Origin of the sequence: Actinomyces sp. 432 (assembly GCF_009930875.1) — a bacterium.
Taxonomy (GTDB): domain Bacteria; phylum Actinomycetota; class Actinomycetes; order Actinomycetales; family Actinomycetaceae; genus Actinomyces.
Genome location: NZ_CP025249.1, coordinates 3,008,653 through 3,027,133, shown reverse-complemented (window position 1 = coordinate 3,027,133; position 18,481 = coordinate 3,008,653). Strand labels below are relative to the sequence as shown.

Below are 18,481 nucleotides of genomic sequence, written 5' to 3'. Positions count from 1 at the left end.
CTGTTCCGCGGGCGGGCGCGTGTGGCGCCTACCTGCGGCCAGGAGGCATGCCGCAGGGTTACGCCTCGGGACGCGCAGCGGCCGCGGACCGGGCCGCCGCCGGCGCGGCCCCAGCGATGCGCTCGACCTCGGCGTCGCCGTGCGCGGCCGAGACGAACCAGGCCTCGAACACGCTCGGCGGCAGCGCGACCCCGGCGTCGAGGAAGGCGTGGAAGAACGGGGCGAAGCGCCACGTCTCCTGGGCGCGGGCGGCGTCATAGTCCCGCACGCCCGTCGCGGCGGCCGCGGGGCCGAACATGACCGAGAACAGCGAGCCGGAGTGCTGCACCCGGTGCGGCACCCCCTGCTCGGTCAGCGCCGCTGCGATCACCCGCCCGATTTCCGCGGCGCGGTGGGAGACCGTGGTGTACACGGCATCGTCTGCCAGGGCGAGTGTGGCCAGGCCGGCGGCGGTCGCCAGCGGGTTCCCGGACAGGGTGCCCGCCTGGTAGACGGGGCCGAGCGGTGCTAGCAGCTCCATCACCTCGGCGCGGCCGCCCACGGCCGCCAGTGGCATGCCCCCGCCGATCACCTTGCCGAAGGTGAACAGGTCCGGCACCCAGGCCGCCCGCTCGCGCCAGTCGGCTTCGCCCCCGTCCGGGCCGCCGGGCCAGGACGGGGTGGAAAGCGCCAGGGTGGTCGCTGCGGCGGCCTCGTCAGCCTGGGCCGAGGCAGGCCGGCCCGTCGCATGCCTGAAGCGGTTCCCAGAATCGGCTGCCTCCGCCGTCCAGCCGTCGACTGCCTCCAGGCCCCAGAACCCTGCCGGGCCCACGCGGAAACCGGAGAGCACCTCGTCGGCGATCATCAGCGCGCCGTGCGCGGCGGTGATCCTGCGGATGGCTGCGTTGAAACCGGGCGCGGGTGGGACCACACCCATATTTGCCGGCGCCGGCTCGGTGATGACCGCGGCGATCTCCTGGCCGCGGGCGGCGAAGCACGCCTCCAGCGCGTCCACGTCGTTGTAGGGCAGCACAATGGTCTGCGCGGCCACCGCCTCCGGCACGCCCGCGGACCCCGGCAGTCCACCCGTGGCCACGCCTGAGCCGGCCGCAGACAGCAGGCCGTCGCTGTGGCCGTGGTAGCAGCCGGCGAACTTCACCACCAGGTCGCGGCCGGTGGCGCCACGTGCCAGCCGTACCGCCGTCATGGTGGCCTCGGTGCCGGTGGACACCAGGCGCAGCCGCTCCACCGGCGGCACGCGGCGCCGCACCGCCTCGGCCAGCTCGGTCTCCGCAGCGGTGGGCGCCCCGAATGACAGTCCCCGGCCGGCGGCTGCCTGCACCGCCTCGACCACCGCCGGGTGGGCGTGCCCGAGCAGGGCAGGCCCCCAGGAGCCGACCAGGTCCACGAAGTCACGTCCCCCGGCGTCCTCTACGTGGGCGCCGTGGGCGCGCGCGATGAAGGCGGGCGCCCCGCCCACGGCGCCGAAGGCGCGCACCGGGGAGTCCACGCCGCCCGGGATCACAGCGCGGGCGGCGGCGAACAGGTCGGCATTGGTGGTTGACGGCATGGGGGCTCCTGAAGCGATTGCGGCGGTCCGACGGCAGCCTACGACCCCGCGCAGCGGGACCGGCGCAGAAAAAGTGTCCAACTCTCGCCAGTTTCAGCATGGCGCCGGTCCTGGCGCGTTGAGCAAATAGGTGCTGACCTGGGCATATGCGGACGAGCGGTGGGGTGGTGCGAACGGCCGGCGCGCAAAGTGGCGAGAGATGGACACTTTTACCGCTGCGTACGCAGCAGCTCGGCCACCTCGCGTGCCCAGTAGGTCAGCACGCAGTCGGCGCCGGCGCGCACGATCCCCAGCAGCGACTCCATGATCACGCGCTCGCGGTCGATCCAGCCGTTGGCCGCGGCCGCCTCCACCATCGCGTACTCGCCGCTGACCTGGTAGGCGGCCACCGGCACCGGGCTGGCGGCGGCCACATCGGCCAGCACGTCCAGGTAGGGCCCGGCCGGCTTGACCATCACCAGATCCGCGCCCTGCTCCGCATCCAGCAGGGCCTCCCGCAGTCCCTCGCGGCGGTTGGCGGGATCCTGCTGGTAGGTGCGGCGGTCGCCCTTGAGAGCGGATCCGACTGCCTCCCGGAACGGCCCGAAGTAGGCGGAGGCGTACTTGGCGGAGTAGGCCAGGATGGTGACGTCGTCATGGCCGGTGGCGTCCAGGGCGGCGCGGATCGCCGCCACCTGCCCGTCCATCATGCCGGAGGGGGAGACCATGTGCGCCCCCGCCTCTGCCTGGGAGACGGCCATCGCCTGGTAGAGGGCGAGGGTGGAGTCGTTGTCGATCTCGCCGGCGCGGCGGTCTCCCTCCGGGCGCACCAGGCCGCAGTGGCCGTGTGAGGTGAACTCGTCCAGGCAGGTGTCGGCGCACACCACTAGCGCGTCCCCGACCTCCGCGCGCACCGCGGCGACCGCCCGGTTGAGGATGCCGTCCTCGGCCCACGCCTGCGAGCCGGTCTCATCGCGCGTGGCCGGCACGCCGAACAGGTCGATGCCGCCCACGCCCGCCTCGGCGCAGGCGGCGGCCTCGCGCCGGATCGAGTCCAGGGTGTGCTGCACGACGCCCGGCATGGCGCCGATCGGGTTCGGCGCGCTGATGTCCTCGCGTACGAAGGCCGGCAGGATCAGCTGTGTCGGGCTGATACGGGTCTCGGCGACCAGCCCGCGCAGGGCGGGCGTGCGCCGCAGGCGCCGAGGGCGGACAGTCGGCGTCGCGGGTGCGGGCACGCCCCGCGAGGTGAGCAGTTCAGCGGCCGGTGAGGTGGCGGGGTCTCGCGGGTCGGGCAGGGGGAAGGTGGTGGTTGCCTGGGTCATTACGGCGGTCTCCTCGGGCATGCGGGCGGGTGATAGCGGTTATGGAGGGTATGAGTTCAGCGCGGTGGAGCAGGCAGCGTCGTGATTAAGGCGTCGCGGATGGCCTCGGGGGTCGGGCGGGCGGCGACTGCGTCTACGCGCAGTCCGGCGGCTGCCGCGGCCGCGGCGGTCGGCTTCCCGATCGTCACCACGCGCGTGGCGGGCGGGGGCGGCCCGGCGAGATCCACCAGCGCGCGCGTGGAGGACCCCGCAACCAGTACCACCGCGTCGAAGCGGCCGTCCGCCCAGTCTGCGGTGAAGCCCCCGGGCAGGTCGGCGAGCGGAACCGGTTCCATGGTGTAGGCGGCCACGGCATCGACCACCCAGCCCGCGCGCCTGAGGCCCGCGGCCAGTGCGGGGGAGGCCAGCGCCGAGCCGGGCAGCAGCAGTCGGCGCTCCCGCCCCGCCCCGCCCCCGGCCGTCCCGTATCGGCGCGCGGGCGAGGACGTCGCAAGGGCGTCCGGCCCGCCACTGAGCTGCGGCAGCTCCAGCAGGGCGGTCCCGCTGCCGGCCGCCACCAGGTCGGGTTCGCGCCCCAGCCGCTCCCGCACGGCGCTCGCGGTGCCAGTGCCGACCACGGCGATTCCGGTGCGTGGGCGTGAGGCGGTGGAGCGGTCGCGCGCGGGGGTATCGGGACAGCCCGAAGCGCCGTTCACGTGTCCGCAGGCGTCGTGCGCCTCATAGTTGCCCAGGGCGCTGAAGTCGAAGAAGTCCAGGGTGCGGGCCGAGGTCAGCACTACCCAGGCGTAGTGGCCGTCCGCCAGCCTTGCGGCGGCGCGCTCACGGGGACCGGCGGCCCCGGGGACCGCCCGGGTCAAACCCACGCTCACCACCGCGGCACCCGCCGCGGCCAGTGCGGCGGCAATCGCGTCGCCGGGCTTGGCGCGCGGCAGCAGCACGCGCCGCCCGGCCAGACGCGCTGCCGCGGAGCCCGCTGCCGCGGAGCCTGCCGCTGTGGTGCCCTCGGCCGGGCTCACGGCGCCTCCCGGCGGCCGCGACCGGGCAGCGCGGCGTGCAGGTCGACCAGATCGGCGGCGCCCGCCTCCAGCAGTGCCTGCGCCACCGCCTCACCGAGCGCGGAGGCGTCCGCCCGGGTCCCGGTCACCGATTCCCGCAGCACGCGCCGCCCGTCGGCGGTCGCGACGACCGCGTCAAGACGCAGCCCGGTGAGCCCCTCCGGTAGCGCGGTAGGCACGGCCACGGCCCCCACCGGCGCGGCGCAGCCAGCCTCCAGGTGACGCATGAGCGCACGTTCGGCGGTTACGGCCGCGTGGGTGAGCGGATCGTCCAGCGCGGATACGGTCGCAGCAAGCGCGGCGGCCAGCCCGGGATCGCGCGGGGCCACCCCGGCGCGCGGAGAGGTATCTGCTCCCGGCCTGCCGACGGGCCGATCCTGCTCGGTTCCCGCCGTGCTCCGCGTCTCCAGGGCCAGCGCACCCTGCGCGGGCGCCGGCACCATGACGGGTGTGCGTGCGGCGGCTGCCGGTGACGCGTCCTGCGCGGACTGGTCCCCGCCCGGGGTCCCCGCCCGGGGGCCGTCCTGGGGCAGCGCCAGCGGCTGGGTGGCATAGTCGTCCAGACCCAGGCGGCGCAGGCCCGCCAGCGCTAGTACCACCGCGTCCAGGTCGGGTTCGCGCACGGCCCCCATAGGCCCGTCGGCGCCTACAACCGAGCCGACCACGCGGGACAGGCGGGTGGGTACGTTCCCGCGCACGGGCACGACCTGAAGATCCGGTCGCACGGCTAGCAGCTGTGCGGCCCGGCGCGGTGACCCGGTGCCCACGCGCGCGCCGGGCGGGAGGTCGGCCAGGCCGACCCCGCCCGCCGTGCACAGGGCGTCGCGCGGGTCCTCCCGCGGCGGAATCGCCGCGATGTGCAGCCCCGGCACCGGCGTGGTGGGCAGGTCCTTGCAGGAGTGCACGGCCAGGTCGCAGCTGCCGTCCAGGAGCGCTTCGCGCAGGGCGGCGGCGAATACCCCCACTCCGCCGAGCCGGGTCAGCGGGGTGGAGTCAACATCGCCGCGGGTACGGATCGGGACGAGCTCCACTTGCAGGTCGGTGCCGATTTGGCGGGAGGCGGCGACGATCGCCCGCGCCACCTGTGAGGACTGGGCAACCGCCAGCGCCGAGCCGCGTGTTCCCAGACGCACGGTCCGCGCCGACGGCGCACCCGCTCCGATAATCGTGCCGCTGCTCATGCAAGTCCCTCCGGTTCCCTATGGCCGCAAGTGCCGTCCGCCGTGACCCGCGGCATGCCGGTGAGCCCGGCCGCCTGCTCGCGGGCATGGGCGACGACGGCGGCGATGCCCGTTCCGGCTACCCAGGCGCCGGTGACCGCCAGGCCTTCCAGGGGCTCGACCTGGGACTCCAGGCGCCGGGTGCGTTCGCGGTAGGCGGGCGTCACCGGCGGCAGGGTCCCGTCCCAGCGCACCAGCTTGGAGTCGAGCACGTCCTGCTCCCGCAGGCGCACACCCGTAAGCACCTCGACATCGGCCAGCGCGTCCGCCAGTTCCACCTGGGGGCGCGGTTCCCCCGGGCGTCCGTAGGACAGGCGCAGTGCGTGTACCGCATCGGCGGGTGCTCCCGCGGCGCCGGGGCCGTGCAATTGCCGTAGTTGTTCCCCGATCCACGGCCACTTCACCGACAGGTGTGACAGTGCCTTGGCCTTGACGGGCGCTCGTCCGGGTGCGGCCGGTGCCACCAGCAGTCCGGAGCCCACCGGTGCGTCGGCCAGTCCCGGGGCGTGAGCTACCAGGGTGAAACGGGCGATCGGGGAGCCGACCGGAACCGGTACCTGGGTCTCCACCCCGGGTGCTCCTGCCAGCAGCCGGAGTGCTGCCCCCGCTGAACAGGCCAGCACGACTCGTGGCGTGCGCACCACCCACTGCTCCCCGGCCGCCACCGGCTCGTCCGACGGCGTCTTCCCGCGCGCAGTGGGTGCGATCCCCACCTCCCAGGCGCCGGTGGAGTCGGTGCCGCCGGGCCCGGCGGTGCGCGTGGCCGGCTGTAGCCACTGCGCGCCGGTGCGGGTAAGCACCCGGCCGCCGGCAGTCTCGATCGCCTCCCGCAGCGCATCGGTGAGGCGGAACAGGCCGCCCTCGACGGTCACGTCCGCGGCGCCGCCTCCCCGGCGGCGGGCCCGGCGCCGCCCCAGCAGCTCGCCGACGGCGGCCTGCAACGAGCCCAGGCGTGCGGTCGCCTCCCGCAGTCCGGGGGCGACCGTGTCGGCCGCGAGGTCGGCGGGGTCGGCGGTGTGGATTCCCGCCACAATCGGGCGGACCAGGCGCTCCAGGACTGCCTCGCCCATGCGGGTACGCACGAAGGCGGCCAGGTCGGCCGGGTCTTCGGGGCGGGTGCCCACCGTCCCGTCAAGCTCGGCGTCTCGGGCTGCCCGCAAGGCCCCGGCCCGCCCGATTACGGCCACAACGTCCTCGGCGAGCGGATCGGCCGGGATGCCTAGGAAACCGTCGCGCAGGAAGCGGTGGGCCCGCCAGCCACGGGCCGGATCGGTGGGAGGGGCGTCGGAAGCCGCCTGCGCGGTGCCCGGGCCGGCAGCTGCGCCGTCGCAGTCGGCGGCGTCTGGTGGCGGCGGCAGGAACAAGCGCGCCCCGCCGCCGGAGGGGCCGACCACGCGCAGCCCCAGGGCATCTACCATCTGCGTGATCGCGTCCCCGCGGACGACGAATCCCTCGGCACCCAGGTCCATGCGCACCCCGCCGATGTCTGCGCCGGCAACGAGTCCGCCGGTGTAGCCGCGCGCCTCGACCAGCAGTGGCCGCAGTCCCGCGCGGGCCAGTTCCCAGGCGGCGGCGAGCCCGGCGATCCCGCCGCCCACCACCAGCGCCTCGAGCGGCTCGGCCGGTCCACCCGCCGGCCCCGGGGACATAGTCCCGCCGCCATCGGTCAGCTGCTCGCTCATGCCTGTCCATCCCATCCGGTCAGCGCCATACGTTCCCAGTCCTGCGACTTGTGCACGCGTGCCACCACCCGGGTGAGCACATTCGGGTCGGTTGACGGGGGTACCCCGTGCCCTAGGTTGAACACGTGCGCGGGTGCCGCCCGGCCCGCCTCCACACAGGCATCCACCGCCGGTGCGAGCACTTCCCAGGGTGCGGCCAGCAGGGCGGGGTTCAGGTTGCCCTGCACTGGGCGCGCGCCGGACCCGTCGTCCCGCTCCCCGAGGGCGGTGGCAGCCAGGGCCAGGTCGGTGCACTCGTCCACGCCGACGACGTCGGCCCCGGTGCGGTGCAGCTCGGGCAGCAGGTGTCCGGCCCGGGTGGCGAAGTGAATCACCGGCGCCGGGGCGCCGGTGGTGGGGGACACGGCGTCGCGGGCCACGTCCAGCGCCAGTGCCGAGTAGGGGGCGACCTTCTCGCGGTAGTCGGCTGCGGACAGTGAGCCGGCCCAGGAGTCGAAGAGCTGGACGGCGGCCGCGCCCGCGGCTACCTGCGTGGCCATGAACTGGCCCGTCAGGTGCGCTGCCCAGGTCATCAGCGTGTCCCAGGCGGTCGGGTCGGCGTGCATGAGCGTGCGGGCGGCCAAGTGGTCGCGGGAGGGGCGGCCCTCCGCCAGGTAGGCCACCAGGGTGAACGGTGCCCCGCCGAAGCCGAGCAGCGGGGTCCACTCCGCCTCGCCGCGCGACTGCGCCAGTCCCGCCAGCGCCCGGGCGGACAGGCCGCCAGAGTCGGCTGACGCGCGGTGCGGTTCGCCGCGATTGTGGCTGTGGGCGCGGTCCGCCTGCCGTGGCGCGCTTGCGCCGGCACCTGGTTGCCCCGGACCGCCCAGCTCCGCCACAACCGCCCGCACGGCCGCCTGGATCGCGCTCACCCCTGCGGCGCCGTCGAGTGCCCTGCCGTCCGGCCCCGCCCCGGCCTGGTCGGCGTCCCCGTAGTGGTGCGCGGTCAGGCGGCGCACTTGCGCCCAGTCGCGTACGGGGGCGTCCAGCACGGGGCCGGTGCCCGGCTCGATGCGCACCTCCACCCCGGCCAGCCGCAGCGGCACCATGATGTCGGAGAACAGCACGGCGGCATCCACGCCGTGGCGCCGTACCGGCTGCAGCGTCACCTGCGCGGCCGCCTGCGGCCACAGGCACACATCCAACATGGGTGCCCCGGCCCGCTCGCGCAGGGCGCGGTACTCCGGCAGCGAGCGCCCCGCCTGCCGCATGAACCACACGGGTGTACGCCTCGGACGGCGCCCGGCCAGGGCCTCCAGCAGGGCGGGTCGCCCCGGCTGCGGGGCGCTCAGGCCGGTGGAGCCGCCGCTCCCGGCCGGGTGGTCCGCCCCGCCGGAATTCTGCACGGAAATACTCACGAAATAGTCCTCGTCCTGGTGGTCCCGGTTGAAATGACATGACGTGGCGTCGCCGGAAAGCGCCGTCCGAACATTGTGCCGCCTCGCCCAGAACCCTTCGCCCAGTGACTGGTTTAGCCTGCAATACCGCTGGCTACCAGTCATGTGACGCAGTGTCGTAAAACTAATCTGACGCAGTGTCGGAATAGTTGAGGGCGGTGCCGGTGATAATTGTGCCCCGACCGGCATCCAATGCTTGACTACCACTCGCCGTGACTATCCATCTGCTCTCCGCCGACCACCGCACCCAGGGCCTCGACGCGGTCGCCCGCCTGGGTGCAACCGCCGCGCACCTCGGCCCGGACCTCATGCGCGCCCTCCCACAGCTGCGGGGCGCGATCGTCCTGGGGACCTGCAACCGCCTGGCGCTGCTACTGGACGCACCGCAGGCCCTCCCGGCCGACGCCCTGCGTCACGACGTCACCGGCTTCCTGGCCCGGCGTGCGGGCCTGCGCCCCGCCGCCGAGGCGCTCTCCGGCACGCACCCCGGGGCCGGACGGCATTGGGCCGACGCGGGCCCGGTTGCGGCGGAACCCGTCGAGCTGACCGCCTGGAGCGGAAACGCTGCCGTCAATGAGTTGTTCGCCACCGCCGCCGGGCTGGAGTCCATGGTTGTGGGCGAGCGCGAGATCGCCGGCCAGCTACGTCGTGCCATGCGGGTTGCCACCGAGGAAGACACTCTCTCAACCGATCTGTCCCGCGCCGTCGAGCACGCCTCCACCGCCTCCCGCCGCGTCGCCCACGAGACCGGCCTGGCGGGCAATGGCCGCTCCGTCGTGGGGGTCGGCGTAGACCTGGCTGCCCGTCACCTGCCGCCTCTTGAGGGCGTGCGGACCCTGATCGTCGGTACCGGGGCCTATGCGGGCGCCACGGTGACCGCCCTGCGTCGGCGCGGGGTCATCGACATCTCCGTCTACTCCCGCTCGGACCGGGCCGCCGCCTTCGCCGTCGGCCGCGGACTCAGGGCGATTGACGACGTCGCCCTGCCCGACGCACTGGCGGGAGCCGACCTGGTCATCACCTGCCGGGGCCTGGGCGCCCCGGTGCTGACCCGCGAGCTCGTGGCCCCGGCCGCTGCCGAGCGGGCAGCAGGCCCCGCGCGGCCCGTCCCGTCCCGGCCGCACGCCGGGAACCGCCTCCGCCCCCTGGTGATCCTCGACCTTGCGCTCACCCGTGATGTGGAAAGGGCCGTCGGCTCCATGCCCGGGGTGCGGCTGATCGACCTGCCCAGCGTGCAGCGATCCGTGCCCGCGGCCGAAGCCCGCCAGGTGCAGGCCGCGCGCGCCATTGTGGATGAGGAGACCGCCCTGTTCGAGCGCATGCTGTCCGGGCGGCGCATGGATCCGGTGGTTTGCAGCCTGCGCGGGCATGTGGCGGAACTCGTTGAGGAGGAGGTTGCCCGCCTGCGCGTGCGTGACGGCCAGGTGGACGCCGGCGACGCCGCCCGCGCCCTGCACCACCTGGCGGCCCGCATGCTGCACCATCCCACTGTTGCCGCCCGTGCCGCCGCCGAGGCCGGGCGCGGCCAGGACTACCTCGACGCCCTCGACCTGCTGCTGGGCGTGGAGATCGCCGCCGACCTGCGCGCCGCGGTTGCCCCGGCCACAACCACCCCGGCCCCAACCGCCCCGGCCCCGGGAGGAGCCCAATGACCCCTCAGGCCAGGTCCGTGACAGCCTCCGGCCCCGCCTCCGCCGCCGACCCGCTGGCTCCCTACGACGCCGTCCTGCTGCTGTCCTACGGCGGCCCCGAGGGCCCCGACGACGTGCTCCCCTTCATGCGCAACGCCACCGCGGGCCGGGGCGTGCCCGACTCCCGGCTGCGCGAGGTCTCCGGCCACTACGGCCGCTGGAATGGCGTCTCCCCGATCAACGCCCGCAACGCCGAGCTACTGGCGGCGCTGCGCGATGAGCTGGCCGCCCGCGGGAGCCGGGTGCCGGTGGTGATCGGCAACCGCAACTGGCACCCCTTCGTCTCCGAGGCCCTGCGCGAGCTCGCCGACGCCGGCGCCCGCCGCGTCCTGGCCATCACCACCGCCGCCTATGCCTCCTACTCCGGCTGCCGCCAGTACCGGGAGGACGTCGCCGGGGCGCTGGCGCTCCTGGCCGACGGCGCCGACGGAGCCACCGGGCGCGGCCGGGAGGCGGACGCCGCCGCCCGCGTGGGTGGCGCCGGGGGCGCGCCGGTGGAGCTGGTGGTGGATAAGACCCGTCCCTTCTACAACACCCCGGGCATGCTCGCCGCCAACACCGACGCCATCGTCGCCGCCTTCAACCAGCTGGTGGCCGACGGCGTGAGCGCCGACGGCATCCGGTTGGTGCTGGTCACGCACTCCATCCCCGAGTCCATGGAGCGGCTGTCCGCGCCCACGGCCGAGGAACGCGCCGGCTCGGGAGGGGCTGGAGAGCGCTCCTCGTGCGCGGAAAGTGCTGACTCGGTTGGAATTGGGCCGCGGACCGTAACCGGAAGGGTGGGGGAGGCCCCCGAAGGCGTGGCGGGGCTGGCGGGAGCGCCGCGAGGAACGAGCGGCGCGGATGGTAGCCGAGGGGCCTCCCCAGTCCCTCCTCGCGAGAACTCGGCCCCTCCGCACAGGAGCCCGGCGTCGCCGCGGACCTGTCCACCGAGATCTCCTACGTCGCCCAGCACGAGCGCCTGGCGGAGGTGCTCCTGCCCGCCGTCGCCGCCCGCCTGGGCCGCCGCCCACAGGCGGACCTGGTCTACTGCTCCCGCTCCGGCCCGCCGCAGGCCCGCTGGCTGGAACCGGACGTGAACGACCACCTTCAGGCCCTGGCCGCCGGGCACCTGACCGACGGGCGGCCCGTGGACGTGCCGACGGGCGTCGTCGTCGCCCCCATCGGATTCGTCGCCGACCACATGGAGGTCGTCTTCGACCTGGACACCGAGGCTCGTGAGACCGCCGAGCACCTCGGCCTGCCCTACGTGCGCGCGGCCACGGCCGGCACCCACCCCGCCTTCGTCGCCTCGCTCGCCGACGTGCTCGCCGAGCGGGCCGCCGTCGCCCGGGGCGAGGACGTGCGCCCGCACTCCACCACCGGCACCGGCCCCTTCCACACCGTCTGCCCGCCCACCTGCTGCAGGCCCGCCACCCGACCCGCCGGGCACCCGGGCGGAAGCCATCCCCAGACCTTTACCCACCAGTAACCCCGACCAAGGAGATTCCCCATGAGCGAGCACGACAGCTCCCACCCCGACGCCGACTCGGGCCAGGGCGCCCCCCGCCTGCACCGCTTCGACGACGAGGAGCGCCGCCCCCACCGCGACCCCCGCGACGCCGCCGAGGTCGACTTCGACGCCGTCAATGAAAACAACCACTACGCCCTGTTTGCCGTCTACCGGCTGACGGCGCCGCTGCCGCCGCTGGAGGACACGCGCCGTCGGCTGGTGGGGAGTCCACCCACTTCATCGACGTCTCCGATGTGACCACGCGCGGCTGGTACGACGTGTCGGGCTTCCGCTCCGATGCGGACCTGATGGTCTGGTGGCTCGACGACGACCCGGAGAAGCTGCAGGACGCCAACCACCGCCTGCGTGCCAGCGCCCTGGGACGCTACCTGGAGCCGGTGTGGTCCTGCATGGGCCTGCACACGCCCGCCGAGTTCAACCGCAAGCACATCCCCGCCTGCTTCGGCGGCGTGGCGCCGCGCGACTGGTGCATGGTCTACCCCTTCGTGCGCAGCTACGACTGGTACCTGCTGGAGCCCGAGGAGCGCTCGCGGATCATGGCCGCCCACGGCCGCAACGGCTTCTCCAAGTACCCCGATGTCAAGGGCTCCACGCTCGCCGCCTTCGGCATGAGCGACTACGAGTGGGTGCTCGGCTTCGAGGCGGACACCCTGGACCGCCTGGAGGGCGTCATCCACTACCAGCGCTACACGGAGGCCCGCCTGCACGTGCGCGTGGACACCCCCTTCTACACCGGCTGCCGCGTCAGCCCCCACGAGTGGGCCGAGCGCCAGCCCCGCGCATGAGCACCGCCACGCACCCCCGCACCGCGCGGCCGGTGCGCATGCAGCGCCACGACCCGGCGCAGCGCCCCATGCTGGTGACCTGGGAGTCAACCCGCGCCTGCCAGCTGGCCTGCCGCCACTGCCGGGCCGTCTCCCGGCCCCTGCGCGACCCCCGCGAGCTGACCACCGCCGAGGCCAAGGCCCTCATGGATGAGGCCGCCTCCTTCGGCAAGCCGGCGGTCATCTTCATCATCACCGGCGGGGACTGCTTCGAACGCCCCGACCTGGCCGAGCTGGTCGCCTACGGCAGTGGCCTGGGCCTGCACATGGCCGTGTCCCCCTCCGGCACGGACAAGCTGAATAAGCAGTCCCTGGCCCGCATTCAGGACGCGGGCGCCGGGGTCATCTCCCTGTCGCTCGACGGCGCCACCGCCGCCACCCACGATGCCTTCCGCGGCGTGGAGCGCACCTTCGACCGCACCGTCGCCGGCTGGCAGGCGGCCCGCGAGCTGGGGATGAAGGTGCAGATCAACTCCGTCGTCGCCCGCCATAACGTCCACGAGCTGCCCGACATCGCCGCGCTCGTGCGCGATTACGGGGCGATGACCTGGTCCGGGTTCCTGCTGGTTCCCACGGGCCGTGGGGTGGACCTGGGCAGCCTGGACGCCGCCGAGATCGAGGACGTGCTCAACATCTTCTACGACATGGGCGAGGCGGTGCCCGCCAAGACCACCGAGGGGCACCACTTCCGGCGCGTCTCCCTGCAGCGCTATGCCCTGGCGCAGCGCGGCATCGAGGGCGAGGACATGATCGCCGCCATGCACCTGGGGCCGCTGTACCGCAGTCTGCGGGAGCGGATCGTGGAGCTGGGCCTGGATCACGGCGAGCGGCGGCGTCGGCCCCCGATCACCGTCTCCAGCGGCAACGGCTTCATGTTCATCTCCCACATCGGCGACGTCACCCCCTCAGGATTCCTGGAGAAGAGCGCCGGCAACGTGCGCGAGGCCTCCCTGACGGAGATCTACCGCGACAGCGAGGTCTTCACCGGGGTGCGGGACACCTCCCGGCTCAAGGGCAAGTGCGGGGAGTGCGAGTACAACCGCGTGTGCGGCGGCTCCCGCGCCCGCGCCTTCAACACCACCGGGGATCTGCACGCCGAGGAGCCGCTGTGCGCCTACCGGCCCGGCTCCTTCCCCTACCCCGAGGACGTGAAGGCACTGCTGAGCGCGCCCGCGCGTCCGGGGCGACCTGCCTGAACGCGGCCAGGGGCCGATGAGCGTGCGTCGGGAGCCGTAACCGGGGCGCCTCGCACACGCCTTCCCCATCCATTGCGAGCTTTTGCACCCTGGTGTACGGCAAATTCCCGCACACCAGATTGCAAAAGCTCGTAGCAGAGGGAGGGGGGACGCTATCGTGCGAAGGAGTCGGCCCAAGGGTGGGAAGCCGACCCAAGGATGGGAGTACGAATGCCCCTGGAACTCGTATTCGATCGCATGGGCTTCGCCTACGGCGGCACACGCGAGCGCGTCATCTACCGGGACGTGGCCTGTCGGCTCACGGCCGGACAGTTGCACGCGGTGATGGGGCCCTCGGGTTCGGGCAAGACCACCTTGTTCCGCCTCATCACCGGCGAGCTCGAACCGGATACCGGCACGATCGAGCTGGCGGGCACCGGCGGTGCCCGGCGCGTGTCCCAGGTCTACCAGGACTATCGGCTGGTCCCCTATCTGACCGCGGTCGAGAACGTGAAGCTGGCCCAGGAGTTCGCCTCCGCGGGTGGCGGCGTCGGTACCTTCCCCGACGCCGCCGCACTGCTGGGCAGGCTCGGGCTCGCCGGGCAGGCCGATGCGGCGGTGAGCAGCCTCTCGGGCGGCGAGCAGCAGCGGGTAGCCATCGCCCGCGCACTGGCTACCGCCCCGCAGGTCCTGCTCGCCGACGAGCCGACCGGCGCGGTCGACGAGCAGGCCACGAGGGAGATTGCCCGGCGCTTCGCCGAACTGGCCCACGACGACGGCCTGCTGGTGCTGGTAGCCACGCATGACCCGGTGGTGGCCGAGTATGCCGACGTGGTGCTGCGCATCCACGACCACGACCTCGTAGCCGAACCTTCCTCGGTGGGCGCCATGACGGGCGGGGCCCAGCGGTGAGCCGCCTGCAGTTGCGGGTCATTACCCGCTCGGTGCGTGCGCATCCGGGACTGTTTGCCGCGGCACTGCTGCTATCCGGCGTGCTGGCGCTGTTCGGCTCCCTGCTGCTGAGCGGCAGGGCCACCTTCCTGGCCACGGTGGAGGCCGGGGCGCGCGCCGAATTCGGCGGCTACCGCTACCAGGTCAGCGGCGACAGCGACGAGCTGTCCGAGCGCATGCGCGCGCTGGCGGACGAAGGCCAGGCGGTGGCCGTGCTGCGCATCAGCGCAGCCCTGACCGGGCCGCAGGCCGTCTCCGATGCGCAGGTGTCCGTGCTGAGTGGGCCCTCCCGCACCGGCGTGCTCGCGCAGGGCGTCTATCCGCGCGCCGACGGCGAGGCCTCCGTCTCCGCTGAGGTCGCCCGGCGCACGGGTCTGAGCGTGGGCGACCGCCTGGAATTGACTTCGGAGGATCTGCCCGAAGGCGCAGCCGAGTACACGGTTACCGGCATTACCCGCAATCCCGCCGCGCCGGATGAGCCCACGGCCGTCGCGGTATCCGGCGAGGTCCTGGATGCCGGCGCGGCGATCTCCTCCTGGTTCAGTGACGCCGACCCGTGCGAACAGATCGGGGTGGGTAAGCAGTGTGGTAGCGGTGCGGTAACGGTAGCTGGGGTCGACTATGCCGTTCGGTCTGCCGTGCAGGAGGTCAGTTCCCGGCAACTGGCCGGGTTCCCGGTGCTGTTGGCGCTACTGCTGCTGAGCGCCGGCGCCGCCTGCGGCGCCGCCCTGGCCGCGGATCGGCCCCATGCCGGTCGCGTCGCCGGGGCGCTGCGGGCCGCGGGGGCGACGCCACAGCGTGCAACGGTGCTGGCCGGCGCGGGCATGCCGCTGACACTCCTTGTGGGCAGCGTTCTCGGGATCATCGCCGCCCAGGTGTCCCTCGGCGTCGGCCACGGGGCCATTGGCACGGCGCTAGGACAGTACTGGGACGGCTACCGTCCGGCATTGTGGCAGAGCGGAGGCCTGATCCTGGTCTGGCTGCTGCTCGCCGCCGCGGTGGGGGCACTGCCGGACCGGCTGCGCCGCTGGTCAGCCGACACCAGGGGTGCGGCCTGGCACCTACGCCCCGCTTACGGGGTGGCGCTGGGCGCGGTGGGCGTGATCGCGGCGGTGGTGCTCGTCTACCTGCGCGTCGCCGAGCCCCACCGCGTGCTGACCGGTCACATCCTGGGTGTGATCGTGGGGGCGCTGGCCGCCCCGGTGCTGCTGCTCAGCCTGCCGTGGCTACGGCGCACGCCGACGGCGGGCGCGGCCGTGCGCCACTGCCTCACGGTGGCACTGCCCGTGCTCATGGCCACCATGATGTTCACCGGCTTCGCCGCCTTCTACAGTGCGAGCCTCCACTTCGCTAACGGGACCGATGGGCGAGAGGATCAGACGCTGACGGTGGAGAGACTGACCGCGCAGGACGTCGCCGTGCTTACCACCACCTACCCGCAGGCCATGGAGTCGGCGCTGGTATTCACCGAGTTGCGTGAGGACCAGCGGCGGCCGCGGGTGGCTCCGGCGGGAAAGTCGGACTGCACCGACGCCATGTGCTTCACCGCCCTGGGGCTCATTGCGCTCGCGCCTGAGGATGGGCCCGCCTCCGCACTGGCCGGCACAGCGGCAACAGAGTTGCTGGACGGCGGTGCCGAGGACCGGGCAACGCGCGTCTTCTTCACTCTGGCCACGGACCAGGTGGAGGAGACCGCCGAGGTGACGGGGCTGTCCCCGTCGAATCTGCTGGACAGCCAGTGGCTGCCCGACGTGGTGCTCGCCGCCGACGACCCGCAGGTGGAGGCGCTGGGGCTGGAGCCATCGAACGTGCGCACGATCTACCTGCCGGAATTCGGCTCCCTGCCCGACGATGAGCGTGATGCCTTCCGCAGCGACGTCATCACCCGCGCCGGCTACGCCTTTGTAATCGAGCCGGACTCGCCGGAGCAGCGCCAACTGATGCGGCAGGCCCTCGCCCTGCCGATTGCGGCAAGCCTGGTAGCGGTGATCGGCCAGGGGCTGGCAGCGATCACCTTCCTGGGGCGGCTGCGGCCCGTGCGCCTGCAGGCGCGGGACCACGGCGTCGGCAGGCGCGGCCAGTGCGCCCTGGCGGCACCATTGAGCCTGAGCGTGGTGGCGTGCACAGCCGTGGCGGCCCTGCTCGGCCGTTTCGGGGCGCAACCGGCGCTGATAATGAACAATCCTCTGGTGACCGGCTCCTTCGGCTGGTGGTGGGCCATCCCCATCGGGGCGTCGGCGGCGGTGGCCCTCGGCCTGCTGGTGGCCGCGGCCCGCACGCCCCGCAGCCAGGGCGACGATTAAGCGGGCGCCTCGCACACGCCTTCCCCATCCATTGCGAGCTTTTGCACCCTGGTGTGCGGGTATTTGCCGTACACCAGGGTGCAAAAGCTCGTAGCAGAGCATGTTGGCGGGTTTTGGCGGGGTGAGCCCGCTAGCTTGCGGACCTCGGCGCCTCGCGCACGCCCGCCAGCCACGGGCAGCGGCGTCGCAGTAGGTGCTCGAAGCGCGCATGCATGGTGATCACGGCCGCCGGGCAGTCCCGGCAGGCGCCCTCCAGGGCCACCTCGACGACGCCGTCGGCTACCGCCCGCACGGTGAAGGAGCCGCCGTGGGCCGCGGCGATCGCCCCCACCGGCCCGGCCGCGATCTCCCGGGCCGCCGCCTCCAGGGCCTCGTCCGGCCCCACCCCGACGGCGCCAGCCGCCGGCTCCCATGACCCGGGTACGCCGAGCGCGTCCACCAGGGCGGTGCGCACCCGGGCGCCGTCGGCCTGCCAACTGTGGCCATCGCCGAGGAGCGTGAGCACCGCCCCGGGCACCGCCTCAATGCCGGCCAGGGTGCCGTCGTCGAGCAGGGCCTGCAGCAGGCGCGGGGCGCGGGCCACTGACCCGGAGAAGCCCAGCAGCCCGTCGGGGATCACCCAACGCAGCACGTCCGGGTCCGGGGTCACCACGGGATGCGTGGGGACGACGCCCATGGCGGCTCCTTTCGGTGGCTTGGTGTGTGGCTGGACGATCCTGCCTCGCCGGATCGCTGCACCCTGGTCTCCCCGCATACGGCCTCACTCCGGCGTAAAGCGCAGGGCGGCGCTGCGTGATGGCGGCAAGAGCCGCATTTGTAGGTAGTTCGACAGTATCTGCTCACCACCAACGCGGAACGCTGCTGACAGACGCGCCTCGCGCAGTTCGGACACGTTCACGTGCTGCCAATCGATAGGGTGACCCGCACGTGTCGCGAGTCGGTCGATGTAGGCACTCTGTGAGCGGGTGTTGCCGTCGCGGAACGGATGACAGAATGTCAGCGTCCCCCAGCGATCCGCGAGCCTGTCAGCAAATTCCTTCTCTGGAAGACCTACCAGATAGTCTTCTTCCGCAAGCCGACCGAACAACGCATCAAGATACGGCTTGTAGAACTCCGATGGTGCGTACTGGAACGGCGTACCGCCCGCCCCAACCTCGTCTCCTACCTTCCGCAGTTCGCCCGCCCAATCCAGCACCGGGCTCATGAAACGCCGATGAATCGAGCGAAGATAATCAAGGTCGAGCCGATCAGGGATCGGTTCAAGCTGGAAAATCGCCCACTCCGCCGAGGCGCTGATGTTCATCGCCCGATCGACACCGGTCTGCGTGATCAGCCCAAGCTTGTTGCGGAGTACTCCTCCGCTACCAGGGATCGTGTAACGGTCGTCCTCAGCCACGACCGGTAGCACACTCGTTCGCGCTAAGTCGCGCCAGCGCATCCCGAACTTCTGCGCGCGCCGCCTCCGGCGACAGCTCGCCCGTCAGGATCCGGCGCGCGCGCCCCATGTCTTCGGCATCCGGGAAGTGACCGGCGAGCTGCTGGCCCTTCTCGATCAACGCGAGCGACTGCTCAACATCAACAATCGGAACGGTCCTTACAACCATCTCGAGGCTCCTCTCCGACACCCAGGCTACCGTCATGAGTACAAGGGGCAAAGGATGGGTCCGGGCAGTTGCGGTGCGGCGGATGCACACGGCATGGCCGCGCCCGCCGAACCGATCTCGGCATGTAACTTCTACCGCTCTCAGTACGTGACTTCTACCGGTCTCGGTGAGGGGCGG

The 18,481-nt window shown here is 73.0% G+C and carries 13 protein-coding genes and 2 pseudogenes; 6 read left to right on the top strand and 9 right to left on the bottom strand.

Annotated features, from left to right (window positions below; genetic code table 11):
- Positions 1-58: 58 nt before the first annotated feature.
- From CWT12_RS12830 to CWT12_RS12805, 6 genes are all read right to left on the bottom strand, one after another.
- Positions 59-1,549 (bottom strand): glutamate-1-semialdehyde 2,1-aminomutase, encoded by a 1,491-nt coding sequence (locus CWT12_RS12830; protein WP_161925123.1) that lies wholly within the window; start codon positions 1,547-1,549, stop codon positions 59-61.
- 209 nt (positions 1,550-1,758) lie between these two features.
- Positions 1,759-2,853, bottom strand: coding sequence for a porphobilinogen synthase (gene hemB / locus CWT12_RS12825; RefSeq protein WP_161925122.1), 1,095 nt, complete (start codon positions 2,851-2,853; stop codon positions 1,759-1,761).
- A gap of 56 nt (positions 2,854-2,909) precedes the next feature.
- Positions 2,910-3,869 carry a uroporphyrinogen-III synthase gene (locus tag CWT12_RS12820; RefSeq protein WP_161925121.1) on the bottom strand — a complete coding sequence of 320 codons (960 nt, stop codon included), beginning with the start codon at positions 3,867-3,869 and terminating at the stop codon, positions 2,910-2,912.
- Entirely contained in the window at positions 3,866-5,089 is a 1,224-nt protein-coding gene (hemC, locus tag CWT12_RS12815; protein WP_161925120.1) for a hydroxymethylbilane synthase, read from the bottom strand. Before hemC ends, CWT12_RS12820 begins: the two co-directional genes overlap by 4 nt.
- Positions 5,086-6,810 carry a protoporphyrinogen/coproporphyrinogen oxidase gene (locus CWT12_RS12810; RefSeq protein WP_337247892.1) on the bottom strand — a complete coding sequence of 575 codons (1,725 nt, stop codon included), beginning with the start codon at positions 6,808-6,810 and terminating at the stop codon, positions 5,086-5,088. The genes hemC and CWT12_RS12810 overlap by 4 nt, the downstream gene beginning before the upstream one ends.
- Positions 6,807-8,204, bottom strand: coding sequence for a uroporphyrinogen decarboxylase family protein (locus tag CWT12_RS12805; RefSeq protein WP_442862534.1), 1,398 nt, complete (start codon positions 8,202-8,204; stop codon positions 6,807-6,809). The genes CWT12_RS12810 and CWT12_RS12805 overlap by 4 nt, the downstream gene beginning before the upstream one ends.
- A gap of 251 nt (positions 8,205-8,455) precedes the next feature.
- On the opposite strand from CWT12_RS12805, the gene CWT12_RS12800 reads away from it, so the two are divergent.
- The 6 genes and pseudogenes from CWT12_RS12800 (at position 8,456) to CWT12_RS12775 (ending at position 16,700) form a co-directional block, all read left to right on the top strand.
- Positions 8,456-9,895 carry a glutamyl-tRNA reductase gene (locus CWT12_RS12800; RefSeq protein WP_161925118.1) on the top strand — a complete coding sequence of 480 codons (1,440 nt, stop codon included), beginning with the start codon at positions 8,456-8,458 and terminating at the stop codon, positions 9,893-9,895.
- Positions 9,892-11,405 (top strand): annotated as a pseudogene (locus CWT12_RS12795) (ferrochelatase). The gene CWT12_RS12800 and the pseudogene CWT12_RS12795 overlap by 4 nt, the downstream one beginning before the upstream one ends.
- Positions 11,406-11,426: 21 nt before the next feature.
- A pseudogene (gene hemQ / locus CWT12_RS12790) lies at positions 11,427-12,232 on the top strand (hydrogen peroxide-dependent heme synthase).
- Positions 12,229-13,467, top strand: a complete 1,239-nt coding sequence (locus CWT12_RS12785) for a TIGR04053 family radical SAM/SPASM domain-containing protein (RefSeq protein ID WP_237564205.1) — start codon at positions 12,229-12,231, stop codon at positions 13,465-13,467. The pseudogene hemQ and the gene CWT12_RS12785 overlap by 4 nt, the downstream one beginning before the upstream one ends.
- A gap of 210 nt (positions 13,468-13,677) precedes the next feature.
- A complete protein-coding gene (locus CWT12_RS12780; RefSeq protein WP_161925117.1) occupies positions 13,678-14,358 on the top strand; it encodes an ATP-binding cassette domain-containing protein in 681 nt (226 codons plus the stop codon).
- Positions 14,355-16,700 carry a hypothetical protein gene (locus CWT12_RS12775; protein WP_161925116.1) on the top strand — a complete coding sequence of 782 codons (2,346 nt, stop codon included), beginning with the start codon at positions 14,355-14,357 and terminating at the stop codon, positions 16,698-16,700. The genes CWT12_RS12780 and CWT12_RS12775 overlap by 4 nt, the downstream gene beginning before the upstream one ends.
- Before the next feature lie 130 nt (positions 16,701-16,830).
- Here the strand turns inward: CWT12_RS12775 and CWT12_RS12770 are convergent, their stop codons facing one another.
- The 3 genes from CWT12_RS12770 to CWT12_RS12760 all read right to left on the bottom strand — a co-directional run bounded on the left by CWT12_RS12770 (position 16,831) and on the right by CWT12_RS12760 (position 18,304).
- The gene (locus CWT12_RS12770; protein ID WP_161925115.1) at positions 16,831-17,376 is read right to left on the bottom strand and encodes a NifU family protein; all 546 of its coding nucleotides are present in this window, start codon (positions 17,374-17,376) and stop codon (positions 16,831-16,833) included.
- Between the two features lie 84 nt (positions 17,377-17,460).
- Entirely contained in the window at positions 17,461-18,096 is a 636-nt protein-coding gene (locus CWT12_RS12765) for a Fic/DOC family protein (RefSeq protein WP_161925114.1), read from the bottom strand.
- Positions 18,089-18,304 carry a hypothetical protein gene (locus CWT12_RS12760; RefSeq protein WP_103061790.1) on the bottom strand — a complete coding sequence of 72 codons (216 nt, stop codon included), beginning with the start codon at positions 18,302-18,304 and terminating at the stop codon, positions 18,089-18,091. The genes CWT12_RS12765 and CWT12_RS12760 overlap by 8 nt, the downstream gene beginning before the upstream one ends.
- Positions 18,305-18,481: the final 177 nt, after the last annotated feature.